The organism is Spongiactinospora sp. TRM90649 (assembly GCF_029382225.1).
Classification (GTDB): Bacteria; Actinomycetota; Actinomycetes; order Streptosporangiales; family Streptosporangiaceae; genus Spongiactinospora.
In genome coordinates, this window is record NZ_JARLTC010000062.1 from 1 (window position 1) to 25,193 (window position 25,193).

At 73.4% G+C, this 25,193-nt stretch carries 13 protein-coding genes; 1 reads left to right on the forward strand and 12 read right to left on the reverse strand.

The annotated features are described in order from the left end of the window. The 6 genes from P3X83_RS42340 to P3X83_RS42365 all read right to left on the reverse strand — a co-directional run. Positions 1-1,413: beta-ketoacyl synthase N-terminal-like domain-containing protein (locus tag P3X83_RS42340; protein ID WP_277311101.1), on the reverse strand; the 1,413-nt coding region annotated here is incomplete at its 3' end. Between the two features lie 113 nt (positions 1,414-1,526). Next, on the reverse strand, positions 1,527-2,771 hold the full coding sequence (locus tag P3X83_RS42345) for a cytochrome P450 (RefSeq protein WP_277311102.1): 1,245 nt from the start codon (positions 2,769-2,771) through the stop codon (positions 1,527-1,529). Positions 2,772-2,776: 5 nt separating this feature from the next. Then, positions 2,777-4,030 (reverse strand): activator-dependent family glycosyltransferase, encoded by a 1,254-nt coding sequence (locus P3X83_RS42350; protein WP_277311103.1) that lies wholly within the window; start codon positions 4,028-4,030, stop codon positions 2,777-2,779. A 187-nt stretch (positions 4,031-4,217) separates the two neighbouring features. After that, complete coding sequence (locus tag P3X83_RS42355) at positions 4,218-4,460, reverse strand: hypothetical protein (protein ID WP_277311104.1); 243 nt, start codon at positions 4,458-4,460, stop codon at positions 4,218-4,220. Then, entirely contained in the window at positions 4,453-4,749 is a 297-nt protein-coding gene (locus tag P3X83_RS42360; RefSeq protein WP_277311105.1) for a type II toxin-antitoxin system prevent-host-death family antitoxin, read from the reverse strand. Before P3X83_RS42360 ends, P3X83_RS42355 begins: the two co-directional genes overlap by 8 nt. Positions 4,750-4,825: 76 nt before the next feature. Continuing rightward, a complete protein-coding gene (locus tag P3X83_RS42365) occupies positions 4,826-5,053 on the reverse strand; it encodes a MerR family DNA-binding protein (protein ID WP_277311106.1) in 228 nt (75 codons plus the stop codon). A gap of 191 nt (positions 5,054-5,244) precedes the next feature. Here P3X83_RS42365 and P3X83_RS42370 point away from each other — a divergent pair, with 191 nt between their 5' ends. Further along, positions 5,245-5,565: a hypothetical protein gene (locus P3X83_RS42370; RefSeq protein WP_277311107.1), complete on the forward strand. Its 321-nt coding sequence runs from the start codon at positions 5,245-5,247 to the stop codon at positions 5,563-5,565. Between the two features lie 203 nt (positions 5,566-5,768). Here P3X83_RS42370 and P3X83_RS42375 read toward each other — a convergent pair whose 3' ends face one another. The 6 genes from P3X83_RS42375 to P3X83_RS42400 form a co-directional block, all read right to left on the reverse strand. Beyond that, positions 5,769-7,025 (reverse strand): macrolide family glycosyltransferase, encoded by a 1,257-nt coding sequence (locus P3X83_RS42375; RefSeq protein ID WP_277311108.1) that lies wholly within the window; start codon positions 7,023-7,025, stop codon positions 5,769-5,771. Beyond that, positions 6,982-7,962: an NAD-dependent epimerase/dehydratase gene (locus tag P3X83_RS42380; RefSeq protein WP_277311109.1), complete on the reverse strand. Its 981-nt coding sequence runs from the start codon at positions 7,960-7,962 to the stop codon at positions 6,982-6,984. The genes P3X83_RS42375 and P3X83_RS42380 overlap by 44 nt, the downstream gene beginning before the upstream one ends. Further along, on the reverse strand, positions 7,959-8,600 hold the full coding sequence (locus tag P3X83_RS42385) for a dTDP-4-dehydrorhamnose 3,5-epimerase family protein (RefSeq protein WP_346742794.1): 642 nt from the start codon (positions 8,598-8,600) through the stop codon (positions 7,959-7,961). Before P3X83_RS42385 ends, P3X83_RS42380 begins: the two co-directional genes overlap by 4 nt. 29 nt (positions 8,601-8,629) lie before the next feature. Further along, a complete protein-coding gene (locus P3X83_RS42390; protein ID WP_277311110.1) occupies positions 8,630-9,367 on the reverse strand; it encodes an ABC transporter permease in 738 nt (245 codons plus the stop codon). A 21-nt stretch (positions 9,368-9,388) separates the two neighbouring features. Beyond that, entirely contained in the window at positions 9,389-10,282 is an 894-nt protein-coding gene (locus P3X83_RS42395) for an ABC transporter ATP-binding protein (RefSeq protein ID WP_277311111.1), read from the reverse strand. 55 nt (positions 10,283-10,337) lie between these two features. Continuing rightward, on the reverse strand, positions 10,338-25,193 hold a 14,856-nt coding region (locus P3X83_RS42400; protein ID WP_277311112.1), incomplete at its 5' end, for a type I polyketide synthase.

Consider the following 25,193-nt stretch of genomic DNA (forward strand, 5'->3'; position numbering starts at 1 on the left):
GGCCTCGGGCAGCGCCGTGGGGGTGGCGGTCGGGGTGGGTGGGGCTTCGAGGATGGTGTGGGCGTTGGTGCCGCTGACGCCGAAGGAGGAGATGCCCGCGCGGCGGGGGTGGTCGGTCTCGGGCCAGGGGCGGTTCTCGGTGAGGAGTTCCACGTTTCCGGCGGACCAGTCCACGTGCGGGGACGGCTCGTCCACATGCAAGGTCCTGGGCAGCACGCCCGCGCGGATGGCCATCACCATCTTGATCACACCGGCCACACCGGCCGCCGCCTGGCTGTGACCGATGTTCGACTTCACCGAACCCAGCCACAACGGCTCTTCACGGTCCTGCCCATAGGTGGCCAGCAGCGCCTGAGCCTCGATCGGGTCACCGAGCACCGTGCCGGTGCCGTGCGCCTCGACCGCGTCCACGTCGGCGGGGGAAAGGCCCGCGCCCGCCAGCGCCTGGAGGATGACCCGCTGCTGCGAAGGTCCGTTGGGGGCGGTGAGGCCGTTGGACGCGCCGTCCTGGTTCACCGCTGAGCCGCGCACCAGCGCGAGCACCTGGTGGCCGTTCCGCACGGCGTCCGACAGCCGCTCCACGAGCAGCACGCCGACGCCCTCCGACCAGCCGGTGCCGTCGGCCGCCGCCGCGAAGGACTTGCACCGGCCGTCCGAGGCCAGGCCCCGCTGCCGGGAGAACTCCACGAACACGCCGGGGGTGGCCATCACGGTCACGCCCCCCGCCAGCGCCAGCGAGCACTCCCCGTTGCGCAGCGCCTGCACCGCCAGGTGCAGCGCCACCAGCGACGACGAGCACGCGGTGTCCACCGTCATCGCCGGGCCCTCGAACCCGAACGTGTAGGAGACGCGCCCGGAGACGACGGCGGTGGAGCCGCCGGTCAGCAGGTAGCCCTCGCTGCCGTGCCGGGAGCCGTGCAGCAGGGCGAGGTAGCTCTGGTCGTTGGTGCCGGCGAAGACGCCGGTGCGGCTCCCCCGCAGCGCGGTCGGGTCGATCCCGGCCCGCTCGAAAACCTCCCACGACGCCTGGAGCAGCAGCCGCTGCTGCGGGTCCATCGCCAGCGCCTCACGCGGCGAGATCCCGAAGAACACCGGGTCGAAATCGGCCGCGCCCTCGACGAAGCCGCCCTCCGTGACATAGCTCTTGCCGGACCGCTCGGGGTCGGGGTCGTGCAGTCCCGCGAGGTCCCAGCCGCGATCCTCGGGAAAGCCGCTGATCCCGTCGCGCCCTGCGGAGACCAGGTCCCACAAGTCCTCGGGCGAGCGCACCCCGCCCGGGTAACGGCAGCTCATGCCGACGATGGCGATCGGCTCCCGCTCGCTCTCCTCGATCTCACGAAGCCGCTGCTTTGTCTGTCTGAGATCGGCGGTGACGAGCTTGAGATAGTCACGGAGAGTATCTTTGTCTGCCATGTAAGGGACCTCTTACCAGAGAAAGCGCATGCCCAGACTTTACATATCCACCACATGAGCCTAATGAGCGGGAATTTTCCCTCAAACCCCTAGCCGGGCCCCTCGACCCCTTTTTACTTCATCGCCACGGGGAACTGCAGCATCCCCCGGATGATAAAAGAGTCGCGGCGGCGCACGGGGCCGACCTGGCGCAGGCCGGGAAGGCGTTCGGCCAGTGCGGCGAGCGCGATTTCCGCCTCCAGGCGGGCCAGCGCCGCGCCTAGGCAGAAATGAATGCCCATGGAAAAGGAGAGGGTCTCGGGCCCGGATTCGCGGGTGATGTCGAACCGGCCGGGGTCGGGGTAGATCTCGGGGTCGCGGTTGGCCGCGCCCGCGCAGATGGCCAGTTCGCTGTCGGCGGCGAGCAGGTGACCCTCTAATTCCAGGTCCTCGTGCACGATGCGCCGGTACTGCTGCACGGGGGTGTCGTGGCGCAGGGTCTCCTGGACCACGGCGGGCGCCAGCGAGACCGGGTCGGCCTTGAACATCTCCCACTGCTCGGGATGGTCGAGCAGCGCGCGCAGCGCGTTGCCGATCAGGTTGACCGTGGTCTCGGTGCCGGCCAGCGGCAGGAACATGCACAGCGGGACCATCTCGTCCATGCTCAGCCGGCCGTCCTCGACGGCGGGCAGCAGGTCGCTGATCAGGTCGTCCTGCGGGTCGGCCTTGCGCATCTCGATGATGTCCACGAACATCGCGGTCATCTCGGCGATGGCCCGCTGGACGTCCTGGGCCACCTCGACGGTGGCCACGCCGTCCAGCAGATACGCCATCCGCCTGCTGAGCTGGAAGAACAGCCGCCGGTAGCGATCCGGGATGCCGACCAGGTCGCCGATCACCTGGAGCGGGAGCTGCTGGGCGAAGGAGCTCATGAAGTTGAACTCGTTGCGCCCGCGCATGATGCGGTCGATCAGCTCGTTGCTCACCTCGGCGGCGCGCGGCTTCCAGCGGACCAGCTTGCGCGGGTTCAGGGTGGGGACCGTCAGTTTGCGCAGCCGGGTGTGGTGCGGGGGGTCCAGGCCGAGCATGGAGTTGTCGAACGGCATGAACTCCGGGGCCTTCTCCCCGTCCGTGCGGCGCACGCCGAAGCGCTTGTCCCGCAGCACCTTGTTGGCCAGCCGGTGGCTGCCGGTGACCCAGGTGCCCAGGCCGCTCTGGTGCAGCGGCCCCCGGGCGTGGATCCGCTCGTACAGCGGGTAGGGGTCGGCGGGCGCGCGCAGCAGCAGGGCGTACGGGTCGCCGCGTTCACCGACCGACCACAGGTAGTCCTGCCACACGGCCGCGTGGGCGCGGGTCTGCCGGTCGGCGATTTCGGTCATGACGATCATCCGCTCCGGTGCTCGGCGACCAGCCGTACCAGTTCGGGCACGACCTCGTTGGGGGACGGCACCGCCTCCATCGACGCGCGCAGCCGCTCGGCGGCCTCGCGGAAGGCGGGCTCGGTGAGGATCCGGAGCAGGTCGTCGCGGACCCTGTCGGGCGTCACCTCGTGAGGGTGGATGGCCAGCCCCGCGCCGGAGGCGGCGACGCGCTCGGCGCGCACGGCGGAGTCCCAGAACCCGGGCAGGACGAGTTGCGGCACGCCGTAGTGCGCCGCGGTGTTCTGGATGCCCGCGCCGCCGATGTGGACGACCGCCGCGCAGGTCGGCAGCAGTCCCTGCATCGGGACGAAGTCCACGACCTTGGCGTTCGCCGGGGCGTGCGAGACGGACTCGCCGTGCCCGGGGACGAGCGTGGCGACGACCTCGATGTCGAGGTCGTCGAAGACGTGCAGGGCGGCGATGGAGAACATGTCCACGCCGAAGTACTCGCGCAGCGAGATGCCGGCGGTGACGGCCACCCGGGGGCGGGCGGGCTTCTCGCGCAGCCACTCGGGCAGTTCGGCGGGGCCGCAGTAGGGGACGAAGCGCATGGCGACGGTGGGCCGTCCCACGTCGAGGCGCAGGTCCGGCGGGGCGGCGTCCAGGGTCCAGCGGCCGGAGACGACCTCCTCGTCGAACTCCAGGCCGTGCCGGCCGAGCACCTCGGTCAGCCAGTCGGCGAAGGGGTCCACCCGCCGGTCCTCGGGACGCTCGGCCAGGCGGGCCAGGAAGTCCCGGCGGCTGCGGGTGACGACGTCGGCGCCCCAGAGCATGCGGACGCTCGCCGCGCCGCACGCGCGGGCGGCCACGGCCCCGGCCCAGGTGAACTGCTCCCAGATGACGAGGTCGGGCCGCCATTCGCGGGCGTAATCGACGAGGTCGTCCACGAACTCATCGTTGTTGATGGTCCGGAAATAGTCGTTCGTAGTGCTCTGGTAGAACTCGAAAAGCTCGTCGTGATCCAGGTCCGCGGAGTTGCTGACGGCGTTGACGACCCGGGCGGCCCAGGTGTCGTCGTCCTTCTCCTGCATGACCTGTTTCCATTTGTGGTCGGCGCCGAGCGGCACGGAAACAAGCCCGGACTCCACCACCGCAGCCGACAATTCCGGCTGCCCGGCCACCCTTACCTCGTGGCCCGCCGTACGAAAGGCCCATGCCAGCGGCACCATACCGAAATAGTGGGGCTTCTCACTGTGCGAAACAAACAGAACCCGCATCCGTCGTCCTCCCGACCATTCTCCGCATGGCGCAGAAATCGCCTGGGCACCTCTGTTAGAGAGGCTAGGAGGCCGGTTACCCCACGGCATACCCCTACCGCCCCGTGTTCACGACTCAGCCCGTTCACGGAGCGTAGCCACCGCGCCGGGCGTCGATGCTCTGCCATCGTCGCCAGGCTGGGGGTCGTCAGTCGTTGATCACGATCTGCTGGACGATGATCGTGCCGACGCCGAGCGCGTTGTAGTAGAGCGTGATGTCGTCGAGTTCCATGACCCACATGTCGGCGACGCCGTCGTATGGCTCGCTACCCGGCGGCTGAGGATTTTCCAGCAGCAAGAGGATGACCTCGAACAGTTGCTTGCGCAGTCTGTCGGGCAGGACGGCGATCTGTGCGCGGGCCGCCGGGGGGATCATGAGGTGGTCAGGCATTCAGAGTGCCGCTCTCCCACTCCTCAGGGGTGGCGTTACGCCAGCGCTCGATGTCGTCGCGGTGGATGACGAGGGTGCCCTCGGGGATCGTGCCGTCTTCCAGCGCCTTACGGAACCGCTCGGCTTGCCAGCGCAGGTGATCGGTGAACATGACGTCGTACATGGACTTGGAGACGACCACGACGGGTGCCGACCCATGACGGGTGATCTGGACGGGCTGCCCATGGGCGGCGGATGCATGGATCTTACCGAGCTGAGTTCGGGCATCCTTCAAAGGGATACTTTCCATAGCTAGAGTGTACACTTTTTACCCTGCGAGTCCGAGCGGATGGCGGCGGCACTCGCCACTGTGCCGCGACATCTGTTCACGCCGGACGCGTACGCGCGGCCGGCTCGTCCGGGTTGTCGCCAGACGCCGCCAGCCAGGGCATGCGGTGGACGAGGCTGTCGCGCAAGCGAGCGAGAGTGGCGATTCGCTCCTCCAGCTCGGCCACCCGCTGCGCAGCGACGGCGTTGCCGGCGGCGCACGGCGGCGTATGGCAGAACACCTCGGGCAGCTCGACGTCGAGGTAGTCCAGGGGGTCCAGCGTCACTCGGGACAGGAGTCTCCCGCTGGCAAGAGGTCATCCAAACCCTGACCTCGCCCTCTACAACGCCACACAGCGCATGCCACCGGAACACCGTTCGCCGCCGACCCCCCTCCTCGGCCTCACCCCCAAGACGCCGCCAACCCGCGCACCGTCGTTCACCACCGCAAAGCCGCCCGAGGCCAGGAGACGAGCAGATGACACCACCCACCCCCACCACCGGCCGGACATGGGACCTGCCCGCCACCCACGGAGCACCCCAGACCGCCCGCGACCTCACCCGCGCACTGCTCGCCGCCCACGACCTCACCCACCACGCCGACACCATCACCCAGATCGTCTCCGAACTAGTGGCCAACGCGGCCGTCCACGGCAAACCCCCGATCGAGCTGTGCCTGCACGTCATGGGAGGCGCCGTGTACGGCACCGTCTACGACGCCGCGCCCGCGTGGCACACCCCCACCCCCGACCACACCGAATGGCACGTCGAGCACGGCCGGGGACCGTCTCCTTCATGATCGCCCGCGCCCAGCGGGCGCCCGCGCCGGGGAGTCCCGGTCATTGGGCGCTTCTGCTGAAGGACGCCGTGCCACGGCCCGCGCGGCACGATCCCGGGCGGCTGGACGAACCGACCGGGAAAGGGTTCTTCGCCCGGTTTTTGGGGCAACCGGCCGTGCCGGGCCTGTTGTTCACCCTCAGCCCATCAGGAGCATGAGCGGGTTCAGTGGGACACCAAGGAAGCGGTCAGGTGGTGTTCGATCGCGTCCGCGCCACGGACGCCGCCGCCCGCCGTCGCTATGTCGGTGCGCATGCGGTCCACGCGTTTGCGGGTCATCTGGTCTGCGGCGACGCCGAGGACGGCGGCGCGGAGGCGGTCGGGAGTCGGCAGGTCCTCTCTGATCACGCGGCCGAGGCCGAGTTCGGCGACCCTGCGGGCGTTGACCCAGTCTTCGGGGGAACCGGGGACGACGACCGCGGGGACGCCCTGGTGCCAGGCGCCCATCAGGCTGCCCATGCCGGCGTGGCACAGCAGCACGTCGGTGTGCCGCAGCACCTCCTGGTGGGCCAGCCACTCGTGGACCTCCACGTTGGAGGGCAGCGGTTCCAGTTCGGCGCGGTCGACGCCCTGGTGGACGGTCATCACCACGTGCCACGGTTGGTCGCGGAAGGCGTCCACGCATGCGCGGAAGAAGCCGGGGCGGCGGTTGACGCTGGTGCCGAGCGAGACGAACAGGACGGGGCGGCCGTCGCCGGGAGGGGTCCAGCCGCCCGGGGCCGGGTCGTCTTCGAGGCCGGGGCCGATGAAGGCGAAGCGGTCGTCGAAGGTGGGCCCGGCGAACTGGAAGGAGCGAGGGAAATACGCCAGGTTGAGCCCTTCGTTCTGGCCGATGAAGTCTTCGAGACGGGTGTCGGCCTGGCCATGGGCGGCGAGCAGGGCGGTCAGCCTGCGGACGAACTCCAGCAGCGCGGGGTGGCGGGGGTCGCCCTTGCCCATGTGCCGCACCATGGCGTCCAACAGCGAGAAATGGTCGTTGGAGGCGAATACCGGCAGGCCCTGGACCGCCGGTATGCCCCATTTGGCGGCCAGGATCCGCCCCGCGTGGTACACGGTCAGGTCGTATTCGATGAGGTCGGGCGGGGTGTCGCCGAAGTGGGCCTCGGCGGCCCGGAGGATGGTCTCGCTCTCGGTGAGGTAGATCCCGAGGAGTTCCGGGGTCCGGTCGGCGGTCACGTACTCCGACAGGTCGATGCCGGGCAGGCGGGTCTCGTACGGCACGACCTCCGCCCCGGTCGCCGCCACCTTGGCGGTGACCCCCGCCCCGGTGAAGTAGGTCACCCGGTGGCCCCTGCGGACCAGTTCGGCGACCACCCCCAGGGTGGGGAGCACGTGCCCGTAACCCGAGTTGTTGAAGAACGCGATGCTCGCCATGCCGTCACGCACCGACCAGTTCGGTGGCGGTCCGCGCCAGGCCGTCACGCAGCAAAGTCTTCGGCCGCCAGCCGGTGATGTTCCGGAACGCCGTGGAGTCCATCTCCTGGTTGCTCATGTCGGTCGGGTCGGCGTTGTCCGGCGGGGGCACCGAGACCACGGGCACCGGCGGCCTGCCGGTGCGCTCGGCGACCAGCGCCGCGATCTCGGTGAACAGCTCGCCGAGCGGCACGCTCGCGCCGCCGCCGACCAGCCAGTGCCGACCGGCCAGCTCGTCGGCGTGGTCCAGCGCGGTGAGGAAGGCGTCGACGACGTCGTCGATGTAGACCAGGTCGCGGCGGACGGAGCCGTCGCTCCACATGGTCAGCCGGTCGCCCGCCATGGCGCGGCGCATCATGGTGGCGGCCACGCCGCGGTCGGTGGCGGTGGACTCGGGGCCGTGCCCGTAGACGGTGGGCAGGCGCAGGGACACCGCGCGCAGCACGCCCTCGGCGGTGGCCTCCTTCAGCGCGGTCTCGGCGGCGAGCTTCTGCCGGCCGTACGGGCTGACCGGGTTGTCGGGCTCGGTGCCGTCGATGCGGTCACCCGGCGGGTGGCCGACCTGGGTCTTGGTCCCGGCGTACAGCACCACGGGGGGCTTGCCGGGCGACGGGCGCGAGCGGATCGCCTCGACCAGCTCGCGGGCCAGGCCGACGTTGATCCGCTCGGCCATGGTGTCGCCGTCGGCGACGCGCCAGCCGCCGTCGGTGTAGGCCACCAGGTGGAAGACGGCGTCCGCGCCCTCGACCAGGTCGGCGAGGGCGCCCTCCTCCGTCAGGTCGGCGGTGCGGACCTCGATGTCCGCGACGCCGCCCTCGGGCACCGGCGTGGGCCTTCTGGCCACCAGGCGCAGCCGGATCGGCCGCTTGGCCAGGGCCCGGGTGACGGGCGAGCCGATGAAGCCGGACGCGCCGAGTACGACGACCAGCGGCAGGTCGGCGCTCACCGGTACAACGCCTCCTCGATCTCCCTGCACCGTCCGTAGTCGGGCAGCAGGCCCTGCTCCAGCGCCTGGGCCAGGGTGGGGGCGATCGTGTCGCGCGGGGAGGTCAGCGCCGGCGGGTCGTCGGGGATCGGCAGGCCGAGGTCGGGGTCGAGCGGGTTGATCGCCAGCTCGTGCGCGGCGACGTAGCTGCTCGACACCATGTACGACATCACCGTGTCGTCTTCGAGCGCGAGGAAGGCGTGGCCGAGCCCGACCGGGAAGTACAGGGCCCGAAAGTCGTCCTGGTCCATCAGCACCGCGTCCCATTTGCCGAAGGTGGGCGAGCCGACGCGGATGTCCACGACGATGTCCACCGCCCGCCCGCGCGGGCAGTAGACGTACTTGGCCTGGCCGGGCGGGGTCAGGGTGAAGTGGATGCCCCGCGCCACGCCCCGCCGCGACCGGCTGTGGTTGGTCTGCGCGACGGGGAACAGCGCGTGCCCGGTGGCCTGGCGGAACGCGGGCTCCTGGTAGGGCGACAGGAAGTAGCCCCGGTCGTCGGGGAACACGTCAGGGGTGAACTCGATGGCCCCTTCGACGGCGAGCGGCCGCCAGCTCATGGCCGCGACGCGACGCGCGTCGGTGAGAATGTCCGTCATGGTGGAACCCCGTTCAAGGTGGGATGGACTCAGTGGAAGCGGCGGCCCTCGTCACGGCGGTAGGCGCGGTAGGCCAGCCAGCCGAGGGCGAGGGTCCAGACGCCCAGCATGATCAGGGAGATCGGGTTCGGGGTGAAGCCGCCCACGGCGGCCCAGACCAGCTCGACCGAGCCCCTGGTCGGGAAGAACGGCGAGACGTTGGCGAAGAACGCCGACTGGTTGTTCGGGTCGGTGAACAGCCCGCCGAGGAAGGCCAGGGCGATGGGCAGCACGCTGGTCACCGCGCCCACCAGGTACGGGTTCACCGCGTAGGCGATGGCCAGCATCATCAGGCTGAACGGAACCACGGCGACCAGCAGCGCGCCGAGGCCGGCGAGGATCTGCAGCGGCGTGGCGGTGGCGACGGTGCCCAGGGCGGCGACGCCGATCAGCGGGACCGAGCCGAGCACCACCAGCATGGCGCTGAGCGCGATCATGCTGGTCATCTTGGGCAGGAACCCGCCGGGCAGGGTGCGGACGTATCCGCCCCAGGGCTTGGTCCTGGCGTCGGCGATGCCCAGGCCGTACTGGGCCGAGCAGATGATCAGTACGGTGAACAGGCACATCGAGGCGGTGCTCAGCGTCGCGGCCGCCGGGTCGCTGCCCATCGCGGGCAGCACGAACAGCAGCATGCCGACGACCGGCATGAACAGCAGCGTGACGTAGACCATCGGGATGCGCATGGCCCCGAGGATCTCGAACTTGGTGTAGGCGGCGATCGCTCTCATGTGAGTCAGCTCCAGCGGTGGTCAGGAGACGGCGGCGGTGGTGGGGGCCTTGGCGGTGATGGCCAGGAACGCGTCCTCCAGCGTTCCCGCGCGGACCTCCAGGTCGCGGAAGGCGACGCCGGAGTCGATCAGGCCGCGCACCAGGGCGTCGGAGTCCTGGGTGATCAGTTCGACGCGGTCGCCGTCGCGCTCGACGCCGACGACGCCGGGCAGTGCGGGCACCTCGGGCACGATCATGCTGACCCGGCGCATGCCGCCCACGTTGCGCAGCGCGTCCACGCTGTCGTCGGCGACGGCGGTGCCGTTCTGCATGATGACGACGCGCTGCGCGAGCGCCTCCACCTCCTCCAGGTAGTGGCTGGTCAGGACGACCGCGCCGCCCGCCTGGTTGTAGGCGCGCACGCCGTCCCAGAGGGTGCGGCGGGCCTCCACGTCGAGGCCGGTGGTCGGCTCGTCGAGGAAGACCAGGTCGGGGCGGCCGACGAAGGCCAGCGCGATGGCCAGCCTGCGCTTCTCGCCGCCGGACAGCGCGCCGGTCTGGCGGCGGGCCAGCGCGTCGAGCTGGAACTGAGCGAGCAGTTCGTTCTTGTCGGCGGGGTTGGCGAAGTGCGCCGCCACGAAGTCGATCACTTCACCGACGCGCAACGTCTCGGGCAGGCCGGTGTCCTGCGGGGTCATGCCCATCCGCTGGCGCGCCTTGGCGTCGCGGGGGTCGTAGCCGAACAGCTCGATCCTGCCCGCACTGGGACGGCGCAGGCCGACGAACATGTTCATCAGGGTGCTCTTGCCCGCGCCGTTGGGTCCGAGCAGGCCGAGCAGTTGCCCTGCCGGGATGTCGAGCGACACGTCGTCCACGGCGGTGAGGTCTCCGTACCGCCTGCTGACACCGATCGCGCGGGCCAAGGTCTCCGTCATCTCCAACGATTCCTCTCATAGGGGGTTTTGCCGGCTAGAAGGTCTCGGGCGGTGGTCACAACGTCTCCTCGATCCAGTGGTGGATCGCCAGGGCCGTGGTCTCCGCGTGTTCGGACATCATCGAGAAGTGGTCGCCGGGCACGTCCACGACGGCGCGGGCGTGTTCCCACGAGCTGCGCCACTCGTCGCCCTCGACCTCGCCCAGCGGCTCGGTCGCCCGCAGCAGCAGGGTCGGGGCGGCGACGTCGCCGGTCGCCGACTCCCAGAAGATCCGGCCGTACCAGGCCATGGCGGTGAGCCGGATGTCGTCCATGGGGACGTACTGGTGCTCCCGGTCGAAGACGCCTTCCGACAGCTCCACGTCCCAGTCGGTCATGGTCTGGTCCTCCGGCCGGTAGATGTCCACCAGCACCAGCGCCGCCGGGCCCTGGCCGAGCCCGTCCAGGTGCCGCGCCAGCGCGTGCGCCAGGATGGCCCCGCCGGAGTGGCCGAGCAGCACGTACGGCCGGCCGCCGGCGTGCCGCAGCACCGCCTCGGCCTGCCACCCGAGCGCGACCTCGGCGGTGGCGGGCAGCAGCTCGCCCCTGCCGTAGCCGAGCGCGGGGACCGCCGAGACGTCGCGCAGCCCGCGCAGCGGGGCGGCGATCCTGGCGAACTCGTGCGGCCCGCCCGCCGCGGTCATCCCGCTGCAGCAGATCAGCGGCGGCGCCTCGGCGGCGCCCCTGGCCAGCCGGACCACCTTGGCGGGCGTGGTGATCTCCTCGACCCGGTCGGCGGCCGGACGGAACTTGGCGGCGTCGCCCAGGAACTCCAGGAAGTCCGCCACCTTGCGGTTGCGGGTGGCCTCCCGGTAGAGGGAGTTGAGCAGGCCGACCGGGTCACGGTCGTCCGGCGAGACGCCCAGGCTCACGGCCGACCCGGCGTTCTCCTCGCCGGAGGTCCCCTCCAGCGCGGCCCGCAGGTGCTCGGCGAGCGCGACGGGGGTCGGGTGGTCGAAGACCATCGTGGCCGACAGGGTCAGGCCGGTCGCGGTCTGCAGGGCGTTGCGCAGTTCGAGGGCGGCCAGCGAGTCGAAGCCGAGCTCCAGGAACTCCCACTCCGGCTCGATGGGGTCGGTGGTGGCGTGGCCGAGCGCGGCGGCGGCGCTCTGGCGCACCAGGTCCAGCAGGGCCGCCGCGCGGTCCTGCCGGGACAGGCCCGCAAGCCGTACCTCGGGGACCGCGGCGTTCCCCTCCGGTACGGCCTGCGGGGTCTCGGCGGCGGGGGCGGCCTCCGGCGCGGTCGCCGGGACTCCGGCCGCGAGCCAGTAGCGCTCCCGCTGGAAGGCGTAGGTGGGCAGTTCGACGGTCCCCGCTCCGGCGAAGATCACCGTCCAGTCCGGGCTCACGCCGTTGGCGTGCAGCCGGCCGACCGCGCGCAGCAGCGAGTCGAGCTCGCCCCGGCCCTTGCGCAGCGCCGCCACGGCGACCGACTTGGCGGGCAGCACGGGCTCGGCCAGCGCGGTCAGCGCCCCGCCGGGGCCGATCTCCAGGACCCTGGTGACGCCCGCGTCCCGCAGCGTCGTCACACCGTCGGCGAATCGGACGGCCTCGCGCACGTGGCGCACCCAGTAGCCGGCGTCGTAGCCCTCGACGTGCGCCCCGGTCAGGTTGGACACGATCGGCACGCGCGGGGCGCGGTACTCGACGCCCTCGGCGACCCGGCGGAAGTCCGCCAGCATGGGCTCCATCAGCGGCGAGTGGAAGGCGTGCGAGACGGGCAGCCTGCGCGCCTTGCGCTTGGTCTCCTCGGCCAGCGCGGCCAGTTCCTCGATCGCCGCCGTCTCGCCGGAGACCACGATCGCCTCCCGGCCGTTGACGGCGGCCACGCTCACCCGGTCCTCGTAGCCTTCGAGCGCCCGGCGCGCGTCCGCCTCGGTCATCTGCACGGCGAGCATCGCCCCGCCCTCGGGGAGTGCCTGCATCAGCCGGCCGCGCGCCCCGACGAGCAGGCACGCGTCGTCCAGCGACATGACCCCGGCGACGTGCGCGGCGGCCAGTTCGCCGACCGAGTGACCGAGCAGGTGGTCGGGGGTGATCCCCCACGACTCGACCAGCCGGTACAGCGCGACCTCGACGGCGAACAGCGCCGCCTGGGTGTAGGCGGTCCGGTCGAGCGCGCCCGTCTCGCCGTCGCCGAAGACGACGTCGGCGAGCGGGTGGTCCAGGTGCCGGTCCAGGCGGGCGCGGATCGCGTCGAAGGCGTCGGCGAACACGGGGTAGGCGTCGTAGAGCTCGCGGCCCATTCCGGGGCGCTGCGAGCCCTGGCCGGGGAACAGGAAGGCCAGGCCGCCCTTGCCGTTGACGCCGCGCAGCACGTTGCCGGCGGTTCGCCCGGTGGCGATCGCCTCCAGGCCGCGCAGGAAGCCGTCGCGGTCCTCGGCCACGACGACCGCGCGGTGCCCGAGCGCCGCTCTGGTGGTGGCCAGCGCGTTGCCCATGGCCGCCGGGTCGAGGCCGTCGTGCGCGGCGGTGAAGTCGCGCAGCCGCTCGGCCTGCGCCCGCAGCGCGGCGGGCGACCGGCCGGACACCGGCCAGGCCACCGGGCCGGTGACCGGTGCGGAGGCTTCCCGCTCCGGTGCGGCGGGCGGCTCCTCGATGATGGTGTGCGCGTTGGTGCCGCTGACGCCGAAGGAGGAGATCCCGGCGCGGCGGGGGTGGCCGTTGACCGGCCAGTCGCGGGCCTCGGTGAGCAGTTCGACGGCGCCCGCCGTCCAGTCCACGTGCCGGGTGGGCGCGTCCACGTGCAGGGTCTTCGGCATCGTCCCGTGCCGTATGGCCAGAACCATCTTGATCACGCCCGCGACGCCGGAGGCCGCCTGGGTGTGCCCGATGTTCGACTTCAGCGAGCCGAGCCAGAGCGGCCGGTCGCGGTCCTGGCCGTAGGTGGCGAGCAGCGCCTGCGCCTCGATCGGGTCGCCGAGCGTGGTACCGGTGCCGTGTGCCTCGACCACGTCGATGTCGGCGGTGGTCAGGTTCGCCCCGGCCAGCGCCTGGCGGATGACGCGCTGCTGGGACGGGCCGTTGGGGGCGGTCAGGCCGTTGGACGCGCCGTCCTGGTTGACGGCGCTGCCCCGGACGATCGCCAGCACCTCGTGGCCGTTGCGGCGGGCGTCCGAGAGCTTCTCGACCAGCAGGACGCCGACGCCTTCGCCCCAGCCGGTGCCGTCGGCCGCGTCCGCGAAGGACTTGCACCGGCCGTCGCCCGCCAGGCCGTTCTGCCGGCTGAACTCGGCGAACACCGTCGGGGTCGGCATCACGGTCACGCCGCCCGCCAGCGCCATCGAGCACTCGCCGTTGCGCAGCGCCTGCGCGGCCAGGTGCAGCGCCACCAGGGAGGAGGAGCAGGCCGTGTCGATCGTGACCGCCGGGCCCTCAAGGCCGAAGGCGTAGGAGACGCGGCCGGAGATCACGCTGTTGGAGGTGCCGGTCATCAGATGGCCCTGCGAGGCGTCGGGGACCAGCGCGCCGGTGCCGTAGCCGGAGGCCGAGGCGCCGACGAACACGCCGGTCGGGGTGCCGCGCAGCGCGTGCGGGTCGATCCCGGCCCGCTCAAGGACCTCCCAGGACGCCTCCAGGAGGAGGCGCTGCTGCGGGTCCATGGCCGTGGCCTCGCGCGGCGAGATGCCGAACAGCTCGGCGTCGAAGGTGGTCGCCTCGTGGACGAACCCGCCCTCGGCGGCGAACCCGGCCTCGCCCAGGTCCCAGCCCCGGTCGAGGGGGAAGGCCGCGATGCCGTCGCCGCCCGCCGCGAGCAGCTCCCACAGTTCCTCCGGCGAGGACACCCCGCCGGGGAAGCGGCAGCTCATCCCGACGATCGCGATCGGATCGGTCTCGGTGGCAGCCACCGGGGCGACCGGCGCGGCCGTGCCGTCCTCGGTGCCGCCGAGTTCGCCGACCAGGTACGCGGCGAGCGCGGCGGGTGTCGGGTAGTCGAACACCAGGCTCGCCGGCAGGCTCAGCCCCGTCGCCTGGGCGATCCTGCCGCGGACCTCCACGGCCGTCAGCGAGTCCACCCCGAGGTCCCTGAACGGCATGGCGGGCTCGATCGCCGCCGTGTCCCGGTAGCCGAGCACCGCGCCCAGGTGGGTCTTGACCAGGTCGGTGAGCAGCCGGTCGCGCTCGGCCGGGGACGACGCGGCGATCCGGCCGCGCAGCCCGGACGACTCGTCGGCGTCGCCGGAGGTCGCCCCGGCGGCGTCGCGGGCCTCGGGCAGCGCGCCGAACAGCGCCGACGGCCGGGAGACGGTGAACGACGGCGCGAACCGCGCCCAGTCCACGTCGGCCACGGTGACGGCGGTCTCGTCCGCGTCGATCGCGTCGGCCATGGCGACCACGGCCTGCTCGGGCGGCATCGCGCGCAGGCCCCTGCGCGCCAGGTGCCGTCCGGCCTCCTCGGAGGCCGCCATGCCCGCCGCGGCCCACGGTCCCCAGGCCACGGAGGTCGCGGCGCTCCCCCGCGCCCGGCGGCGCTCGGCCAGGCCGTCCAGGTAGGCGTTGCCCGCGGCGTAGCCGGTCTGGCCGCCGCTGCCCCAGGTGGCGGCGATGGAGGAGAACAGCACGAACGCCTCGGCGTCCGGCAGCAGTTCGTCGAGGTTGGCCGCGCCGGTCACCTTGGCGGCCAGCGCGTCGGCGAGGGAGGCGGGGTCGAGTTCGGGGATCGAGGCGGTGGCGGCCACCCCGGCGGTGTGGAAGACGGCCCGCACGTCGTGCCCGGCGAGCAGCGCGGCCAGCGCGTCGCGGTCGGCCACGTCACACGCGGCCACCGTCGCGCGGGCGCCCAGTTCCGCCAGCTCGGCGACCAGTTCGGCGGCGCCGGGGGCGTCCGCGCCGCGCCTGCCGGTGAGCAGCAGGTCCGTCGCGCCGCGTCCGGCCAGCCAGCGGGCGACGTGCCCGCCGAGCGCGCCGGTGCCGCCGGTGACCAGGACGGTCCCAATCGGGGTCCAGCGGACGGCCTGGCCGGTCTCCGGCCGGGAGGCGCGCCGCAGCCTGCGGGCGAACACGCTCGACGCCCGGACGGCCACCTGGTCCTCGTCGTCGCCCGCCGCCAGCACCGACACGAGCCGGGCGGCGGAACGCGCGTCCAGGTCGGCCGGTAGATCGACGAGCCCGCCCCAGCGGCGCGGCAGTTCCAGTGCGGCCGAGCGGCCGAAGCCCCACACCGCGACCTGCGCCGGATCTACCGGCGGCTCCGAACGAGCGGTCGCGACCGCGCCCCGAGTCGCGCACCACAGCGGCGCCCCCAGTTCGAGGTCCCCGAGCGCCTGCGTCAGCGCGAGCGTCCCGGCCACGGGCTTGGCGGCGGGGTCGAGGGCGACCAGGGAGAGGACTCCGGCGATCTTGCCGGCGTTCCGGACGACGTTCGCGAGGGTGTCGGCGAGGTCCCACCGGTCCTGGTCGGAGCCGGGGAGGCGGACCTCGACCACGTCGGCGCCGCCCTGCCGGACGGCGGTGGCCACCTCGGCGGCGGGGACGTGCTCGGTGGTCACCAGCAGCCAGGTGCCGGACAGGGTCGCGGGGGCGACGGTGATCGGGGTCCACTCGGCGCGGTAGCGCCACGAGTCCACGGTCGAGCGCTCCCGGCGCTCGCGCCGCCACACCGACAGCGCGGGCAGCACCGCGTCCACCGCTGAATCGCCCAGTTTGAGGGCTCCCGCGACGGCGGAGAGGTCGCCGTTCTCGACCGCCTCCCAGAACCACGCCTCGTCCGGGTCCGCCGCCGTGGCGGTGCCCGGCTCGAAGGAGAGGGAGAAGTCCGGCCAGTACCGCTCGTGCTGGAAGGCGTAGGTCGGGAGGTCGGTGACCTGGCCGCCCCAGCCCGCGAAGACCGTGCGCCAGTCCACCGGGACGCCGTGCACCCAGGCTTCGGCGAGCGCCGCCGTCCAGCGCTCCGGGCCGCTTTCGTCGCGGCGCAGGGTGGCCAGGGCGACGCCGCCGGCGTCGCCGAGGGCCCGCTCGATGCCGGCGGTCAGCACCGGGTCGGCGCTGATCTCGATGAACGTCGAGCGCCCGTCGGCGAGGAGCGCCCCGATGGCCTCTTCGAAGCGGACCGTCCGCCGCAGGTTCTCGTACCAGTGGTCCGCGTTCAGGGTGCTGGTGTCGACGCGCTCGCCGGTGACCGCCGAGTAGTAGGCGATGCGTCCCCGCGTCGGGCTGATCTCGGCCGACTTCTCCATGAGCAGGTCAGGGACCTGCTCCCGCTGGCTGCACAATGCGACGACTCGTGCGCCGTCTTCGAGGCTGAGCCCGCCCGCGACCACTGCGGCGGCGATCTCACCCTGGCCGTGGCCGACCACGGCGCTGGGGACGACTCCCGCCGACTCCCACAGAGCGGCCAGCGACACGCTGACGGCCCACAGCACGGACTCGGCCATGTCCACCTGGTCCGGCGACCGGCCCGCGGAGATGATCTCCAGCAGCGACCAGTCAACGAACTCGGCCAGCGCCCGCTCGCACTCGGCCATCCGGGCGGCGAACACCGGCGAGGACTCCAGCAGCTCCGCCGCCGCGCCGATCCACCGCGACCCCTCGCCGGGGAACACGAACACGGGGTCGGCGGTGCCCTGCGCCACGCCGGTGACGAGCCCCGACTCCGCCGTGCGGTCGGGCCCGAGGAGCACCGCGCGGTGCTCCAGCGTGGCCCGGGTGGTCGCCAGCGACCACGCCACGTCCACCGGGTCGCCGCCGGTGTGGGCCGCCAGGCGGGACACCTGCTCGCGCAGCGCCACGGCCGACTTGGCGGAGACCACCCACGGGACGACCGGCGGGGCGGAGACCTCGGGGGCCTCCTCCGGCTCGGCCTCGGCCTCGGCCTGCTCGATGATCACGTGCGCGTTGGTGCCGCTGACGCCGAACGAGGAGATCGCGGCCCGGCGCGGGCGGTCCAGCCCGGGCCAGGGGCGGTTCTCGGTGAGCAGTTCGACGGCGCCCGCCGTCCAGTCCACGTGCGAGCTGGGGGCGTCCACGTGCATGGTCTTCGGCAGCTCGCCGTGGCGGATGGCCTGGACCATCTTGATCACGCCCGCGACGCCTGCGGCGGCCTGGGTGTGGCCGATGTTGGACTTGATGGATCCGAGCCAGAGCGGCTCGGCGCGGTCCTGGCCGTAGGTGGCGAGCAGGGCCTGGGCCTCGATGGGGTCACCGAGGCGGGTTCCTGTGCCGTGCGCCTCGACGGCGTCCACATCGGTGGGCTCCAGGCGGGCGTTGGCCAGCGCCTGGCGGATCACCCGCTGCTGCGAAGGGCCGTTCGGGGCGGTCAGGCCGTTCGACGCGCCGTCCTGGTTGACGGCCGAGCCGCGCACCACCGCGAGCACCCGGTGCCCGTTGCGCCGCGCGTCCGACTGACGCTCCAGCAGCAGCATGCCGACGCCCTCGCCCCAGCCGGTGCCGTCGGCGGCCTCGGCGAACGCCTTGCAGCGCCCGTCGCCGGACAGCCCGCCCTGGGTGCTGAACTCGATGAACGTGCCCGGCAGCGTCATCACCGTCACGCCGCCCGCCAGCGCCATCGAGCACTCGCCCTGCCGCAGCGACTGCGCCGCCAGGTGCAGCGCCACCAGCGAGGAGGAGCAGGCCGTGTCCACGGTGACCGCCGGGCCCTCAAGGCCGAAGGTGTAGGAGATCCGGCCGGACATCACGCTCGCGGTGTTGCCGGTGCCGAGGTGCCCGTCGGTGGCCTCGGCCGCGCCGAGCAGCAGCGTGCCGTAGTCCTGGCCGTTGGTGCCCGCGAACACGCCCGTCTGGCTGCCGCGCACCGAGGTCGGGTCGATGCCCGCGGACTCGAAGACCTCCCAGCACGACTCCAGCAGCAGCCGCTGCTGCGGATCCATGGCCAGCGCCTCGCGTGGCGAGATGCCGAACAGGGCCGCGTCGAACCCGGCGACGTCGTGCAGGAACCCGGCCTCGCGGGCGTCGGAGGTGCCGTTCCCTGTGGGGTCGAACAGCGCGTCGAGGTCCCAGCCGCGGTCGGACGGGAACTCGGTCATGGCGTCCGTGCCGGAGCGGACCATCTCCCACAGCCGCTCGGGCGAGGACACGCCGCCGGGGAACCGGCAGCTCATGCCGACGATCACGATGGGGTCGGCGACGGTGTCCACGGCCCCGGCCCGGATGGGCACGATCTCGTCACCGGGACGGCCCGCCAGCTCGGCCAGCAGGTGCCTGGCGAGGGCCTTCGGGGTCGGGTAGTCGAAGACGAGCGAGGCGGGCAGGGTCAGCGCGGTCGCGGTGCCGAGCAGGTTGCGCAGTTCCAGCGCGGTCAGCGAGTCGAAGCCGAACTCTCGGAACGCCCGCTCCGGCTCGATCGCCGCCGGAGTGGCGTGGCCGAGCACCAGCGCCGCGTGCTCCCTGACGAAGTCGAGCAGCAGCCGCTCGCGCTCGCCCACGGGGGTCTTCAGCACCCGTGCGCGCAGCGGCGAGTCCGGCCCGGTGGCCGCCTCGGCGACGGCGGCGTCCGCGAGGGCCGCGGCCGCCTCCGGGAGATCGGCGATCAGCGGGCTGCGCCGTACGGCGGTGAAGCCGGGGGCGAACCTGGCCCAGTCCACGTCCACCACGGTCACGGCGGTGTCGCCGCGGTCCACGGCCTGCGCGAGGGCGGCGACCGCCTGCTCGGGGTCGATGGCCGGGAGGCCCGCCCGGCGCATCCGCTGCGCGACGGCCTCGTCGGCGGCCATGCCGGACCCCGCCCAGGGGCCCCAGGCGATCGAGGTGGCGGGCAGGCCGAGGGCGCGCCGCCGCTCGGCGAGCGCGTCCAGGTGGGCGTTGGCGGCGGCGTACGCGGCCTGTCCCGCGTTGCCCAGGGTGCCCGCCATCGAGGAGAAGAGGACGAACGCCTCCAACCCCTCGGTCAGTTCGTGCAGGTGGGTCGCGGCCTCCGCCTTGGCCGACAGGCTCAGGGCGAGGCGGCCGGGGGTGAGCGAGTCGATCAGCCCGTCGGCCGTGACGCCCGCCGCGTGCACGACGGCGGTCACCGGGTGCTCGGCCAGCAGCGCGGCCAGCGCGTCGCGGTCGGCCACGTCGCAGGTGGCGACGACCGTCTCGGCGCCCAGCTCGGTCAGTTCGGCGACCAGTTCGGCCGCGCCGGGGGCGTCCGCGCCCCGGCGTCCGGCGAGGACCAGCTTGGCGGCGCCGCGCCCGGCGAGCCAGCGGGCGGCGTGCGCGCCGAGCGCGCCGGTGCCGCCGGTGATCAGGACGGCCCCCGAGGGACGCCACGGCGTGAGCTCCGGGTCGTGGCCCGCCGGGTCGTGGCGCAGCCGCCGCCCGAACACGCCGGAGGCGCGCACGGCCACCTGGTCCTCCGTGCCGGTGAGCACGGCGGCCAGCCGTGCGGCGGCGCGCTCGTCCAGTTCGGCCGGGAGGTCCACCAGACCGCCCCAGCGGCCGGGGTATTCGAGGGCGGCGACCCGGCCGAAGCCCCATACCTGGGCCTGTCCGGGGTCGGGCGGCCCGTCGGCGGGGCCGGTGACGACGGCGTCCCGGGTGGCGCACCACAGCGGGGCGTCCACGCCCGCGTCGCCGAGCGCCTGGACCAGGGTCACCGTCGTGGTCAGGCCCAGCAGCGACAGCACACCGGCCGGGGCGGGGACGTCCAGCAGGCGTGCGGTGAGCGCGTCGCGATCCGCTCCGGCCGATTCGAGGGTCAGCTCGACGGGCTCGGCCCCGGCCCGGCGCAGCGCCGTGGCGAGCGGCCCGGTGTCGCCGGCGCGGTGGCCGAGCACCAGCCAGGGGCCGGTCAGCGCGGCGGTCGCCGGGTCGGGCAGCAGCCGCCAGGTGTCGCGATAGCGCCAGGTGTCCAGCGCGGACTCGGCGCGGCGGCGCCTGCGCCAGGAGGACAGCGCGGGCAGCAGCCCGGCGAGCGCGTCCTCGTCGGCCAGCTTGAGGGTGCCCGCGACGGCGGCCAGGTCCTCGCTCTCCACGGCGGCCCAGAACTCGGCCTCGGCCGGGTCGGCGGCCACGGCCCCGGGGACGGCGGGCTGGATCTCCGGCCAGTAGCGGCGGCGCTGGAACGGGTAGGGCGGCAGTTCGATCCGCCTGCCGCCGCGCTCGGCGAGCACGCCCGGCCAGTCCACCGGCACGCCGTGCACGTGTGCGGTGGCGAGCGCGGTCATGACCGCCTCGGGCTCGGCGCGGTCGGAGCGCAGGGTGGGGATGAGCGTGGCGTCGTCGACGGACTGCCGGGCCATGGCGGTGAGCACGCCGTCGGGGCCGAGTTCGACGAACCGGGTGACCCCGTGGCCGTGCAGGGTCGCGACGCCGTCGGCGAACCGGACGGCCTCACGGACGTGCCGCACCCAGTACTCGGCGGTGTAGCGCTCGACCGGCCGCCCGTCCAGGTTGGAGACGACCGGGACGGCGGGCCGCGCGTAGCCGATGGTCTCGGCGACCGCGCGGAACTCGGCGAGCATCGGCTCCATCAGCACCGAGTGGAAGGCGTGGGAGACGTTCAGCCGCTTGCACTTGCGGCCCCGCCCGCGCCACAGCCTCTCCTGCTCGGCGACGGCGGGCTTCTCGCCGGACAGCACGACCATGTCGGGGCCGTTGACGGCGGCCAGGCTCACCCGCTCGTCCAGCTCCAGCTCGTCCTCGCGCGCCTGGAGGGCCAGCATCGCGCCGCCCTCGGGCAGCTCCTGCATCAGCCGCCCACGGGCCTCCACCAGCCGGCACGCGTCGTCCAGCGACATGACCCCGGCGACGTGCGCCGCCGCCAACTCGCCGATCGAGTGGCCCAGCAGGTAGTCCGGGACCACGCCCCACGACTCGAACAGCCGGAACAGCGCCACTTCCAGCGCGAACAGCCCCGCCTGGGTGTACCGGGTCCGCGACAGCAGGCCGGTGTCCGCGAAGACCACGTCGTGCAGCGGGCGCTCCAGCGCCGTGTCGAGCCGGGCGGCGACCGCGTCGAAGGCGTCGGCGAACACCGGGAAGGTCTCGTACAGCTCCCGGCCCATCCCGGGCCGCTGCGCGCCCTGCCCGGTGAACATGAAGGCGGTGCGGCCCTGCCGGATCACGCCGCGCACCAGGCCGGGCGCGAGGGCGTCCTCTGCGAGGGCGGTGAGCCCGCGCAGGAGACCGGCCCGGTCCCCGGCGAGCACGACCGCGCGGTGCTCCAGCGCGGCCCTGGTGGTGACCAGCGAGGCGGCCACGTCGGTGAGGTTCAGCTCCTCGTCGGCCTCGGCCAGCGCCAGCAGCCGCCCGGCCTGGGCGAGCAGGGCGGGCGCGGTGCGGGCCGACAGCGTCCAAGGGACGATCTCGCCCTCGCGGGGCGCGCCGGGCGCGGGAGTGTCGGACAGCGGGGCCGGAGGCTCCTCGATGATGGTGTGCGCGTTGGTGCCGCTGATCCCGAAGGAGGAGATCCCGGCCCGGCGCGGACGGCCGTTGATCTTCCAGGGGCGGTTCTCGGTGAGCAGTTCGACCGCGCCGGCCGTCCAGTCCACGTGCGGGGTGGGCTCGTCCACGTGCAGGGTGCGCGGGAGGGTCTGGTGCCGCAGCGCCATCACCATCTTGATCACCCCGGCCATGCCGGCCGCCGCCTGGGTGTGCCCGATGTTGGACTTCACCGAGCCCAGCCACAGCGGCTTCTCGCGGTCCTGGCCGTACGTGGCCAGCAGCGCCTGCGCCTCGATCGGGTCGCCCAGCGCGGTGCCGGTGCCGTGCGCCTCGACGGCGTCAACGTCGGCGAACGACAGCCCGGCCCCGGCGAGGGCCTGGCGGATCACCCGTTGCTGGGAAGGTCCGTTGGGGGCGGTGAGCCCGTTGGAGGCCCCGTCCTGGTTGACGGCCGACGCGCGGAGCACGGCGAGCACCTCGTGGCCGTTGCGGCGGGCGTCCGACAGCCGCTCCAGCAGCACCACGCCGACGCCCTCGCCCCAGCCCGCCCCGTCGGCGTCGGCGGCGAAGGACTTGCAGCGCCCGTCGAAGGCCATCCCGCGCTGCCTGCTGAACTCGGTGAAGATGCTAGGGCTGGTGAGGACGGTCACCCCGCCCGCGATGGCCATCGTCGCCTCGCCCTGGCGCAGCGCCTGCGCCGCCAGGTGCATGGCGACCAGGGACGACGAGCAGGCCGTGTCCACGGTCACCGCCGGTCCCTCCAGGCCGAACGTGTAGGCGACCCGCCCGGACACCACGCTCGCCGATCCCCCGGTGGCCAGGTAGCCCTCGCTGCCGGTGGCCGACGCGCTCAGGAAGCTCATGTACTCCTGGCCGCCGCTGCCCGCGTACACGGCGGTCTGGCTGCCGCGCAGGGACATCGGGTCGATGCCCGCCCGTTCGAAGACCTCCCAGCACGCCTCCAGCATCAGCCGCTGCTGCGGGTCCATGGCCAGCGCCTCGCGCGGCGAGATCCCGAACAGCTCGGCGTCGAAGCCGGTCGCGTCGTGGACGAAACCGCCCTCCCTGGCGTAGGTGGTGCCGGGGTTGTCCGGGTCGGGATCGTAGAGCGCGTCGGTGTCCCAGCCCCGGTCGGCGGGGAAGACCGACATCGCGTCGCCGCCCCCGGCGACCAGGTCCCACAGGTCCTCGGGCGAGGCCACGCCGCCGGGGAACCGGCAGCTCATGCCGACGATCACGATGGGGTCGTCGTCGGTGGCCACCACGGCGGGCACCGGCGCGGCCGTGGCGGCGTTCCCGGCGGCGCCGCCGCCGATCTGCGCGTCCAGGTGCCTGGCCAGCTCGGCGGCCGTCGGGTAGTCGAAGACGACGGTGGCCGCGACGCGCAGCCCGGTGACCAGGGTCAGCCGGTTGCGCAGCTCGACGGCCCCGGCCGAGGCGAGGCCGAGGTCCTGGAAGGTCCGGCCCGGCTCGACGGCCTCCGCCGACTCGTAGCCGAGCACCAGGGCGACCTGCTCGCGGACCAGCTCCAGCAGGATCCGGTTGCGCTCGCCGTCCGGGAGACCGGACAGGCGGGCGACCAGGGACGTGTCGCCGTCGTCCTGCTCGTCCACCACCTCGGCGGCGGCGGCGAGCACGCGGACCTCGCGCAGCTCGTCCAGCAGGTGGCTGGGGCGGGTGGCGGTGAAGAAGTAGGAGAACACCTCCCAGCGGATGTCCGCGAGGGCGATGGCGGTGTCCTCGTTGTCCAGCGCCCGCTGCAGGGCGGCCAGCGCCAGCTCGGGGTCCATCCTGGGCACGCCATGGCGGCCCATGGCGTCGCCGATCGCGCCCTCGGCCATGCCGCCGCCGTCCCAGGCTCCCCAGGCGACGGCGGTGGCCGGCAGCCCGAGGCCGCGCCGGTAGGCGGCGAACGCGTCGAGGAAGGCGTTGCCGGGGCCGTAGTTGCCCTCCCCCGCCGCGCCGAAGACCCCGGCCAGCGAGGAGAACAGCACGAACGCCGACAGGTCGAGGTCCCTGGTCAGCTCGTGCAGGTTCATCGCGACCCGCAGCTTGGCACGCAGCGCGCCGTCGATCCGCTCGGGGGTGAGGGAGTCGATGATGCTGGAGTCCACGACCCCGGCCGCGTGGAAGACGGCGGTCAGCGGGTGCTCGGCCGGGATCCGGGCGAGCAGCCCGGCCAGGGTGTCCCGGTCGGCCGGGTCGGCGGCGGCCACGGTGACCGTGACGCCCATCGACTCCAGCTCGGCGGCCAGCTCGCCCGCGCCGGGCGCGGCCAGGCCACGGCGGCTCACCAGCAGCAGGTGACCGGCGCCCCGGCGGGCCAGCCAGCGGGCCACGTGCGCGCCGATCGCCCCGGTGCCACCGGTGATCAGCACCGTGCCGGACGGCGACCAGGACCGCTTGGCCGGGGTCTCCCCCGCGCGGACCAGCCGGGGCACGAACACGCCCGAGACGCGAACCGCGACCTGGTCGTCGTCGCCGCCTCCGGCCAGCACGGCGGGCAGGCGGGACAGCGCCCTGGCGTTGGGGGCCTCCGGGAGATCGACCAGGCCGCCCCAGGTGGGGTACTCGTGCGCGGCGATCCGGCCGAAGCCCCACACCAGGGCCTGTGCCGGGTGGGTGAGGCGGTCGGCGGACCCGGTGGACACGGCGCCGGTGGTCAGGCACCACAGCGGGGCCTGCACCCGGGCGTCGCGCAGGGCGTGGGTGAGCGTGACGGTGGCGGCCATGCCGCACGGCACGCTGGTGTGCTCGGGGGTGGGCTCCTCGTCGAGCGCGAGCAGCGAGACCACCCCGGCGGGCTCGGCGTCGTCCGCCTCGGCGAGGGCGTCGCCGATCCGGGCGGCGAGCGTCGCGCGGTCTCCCCCGGCGTCTTCGACGGCCAGCGTGACCACCCGGGCCCCGGCCGACTCCAGCGCGCCGAGACAGTCGCGGGTGACCTCTGCGTCCCGCCATCCCTCGGGGACGACGGCGAGCCAGGTGCCCGACAGGGTCGCGCCGCCGGTGGTGGCGGGCTTCCAGGAGACCCGGTAGCGCCAGCCGTCGACGGTGTTCTCCTCGCGCCTGCGGCGGTGCCACGAGGACAGCGAGGACAGCGCGGCGCTCAGCGGGGTCTCCCCGCTGACGTCCAGGGTCCGCAGCAGCGGGCCGAGGTCCTCGCGCTCGACGGCGTCCCAGAACCAGGTCAGGTCGCCGGACCGCTCGGAGACCGGCTGCGCGGCCTCGGGCTCCGCGGTCTCCAGCCAGTAGCGCCTGCGCTGGAAGGCGTAGGTGGGCAGGCCGATCCTCCGGCCGCCGCGATCGGGCAGTACGGCGGTCCAGTCCACGGTCACGCCGTGCACGTAGGCCTCGGCGAGGGCGGTGAGCCAGCGGCGGGTGTCGCCTTCGTGCCGGCGCAGCGTGGCCAGCACGGCGGCCTGCCGCCCGGCGGCCTCGACGGTGTCGCCGATGCCCATCGTCAGCACCGGATGTGCGCTGATCTCGATGAACGTCGAGCGCCCGTCGGCGAGCAGCGCCCGGATGGCCTCTTCGAAGCGGACGGTCCGGCG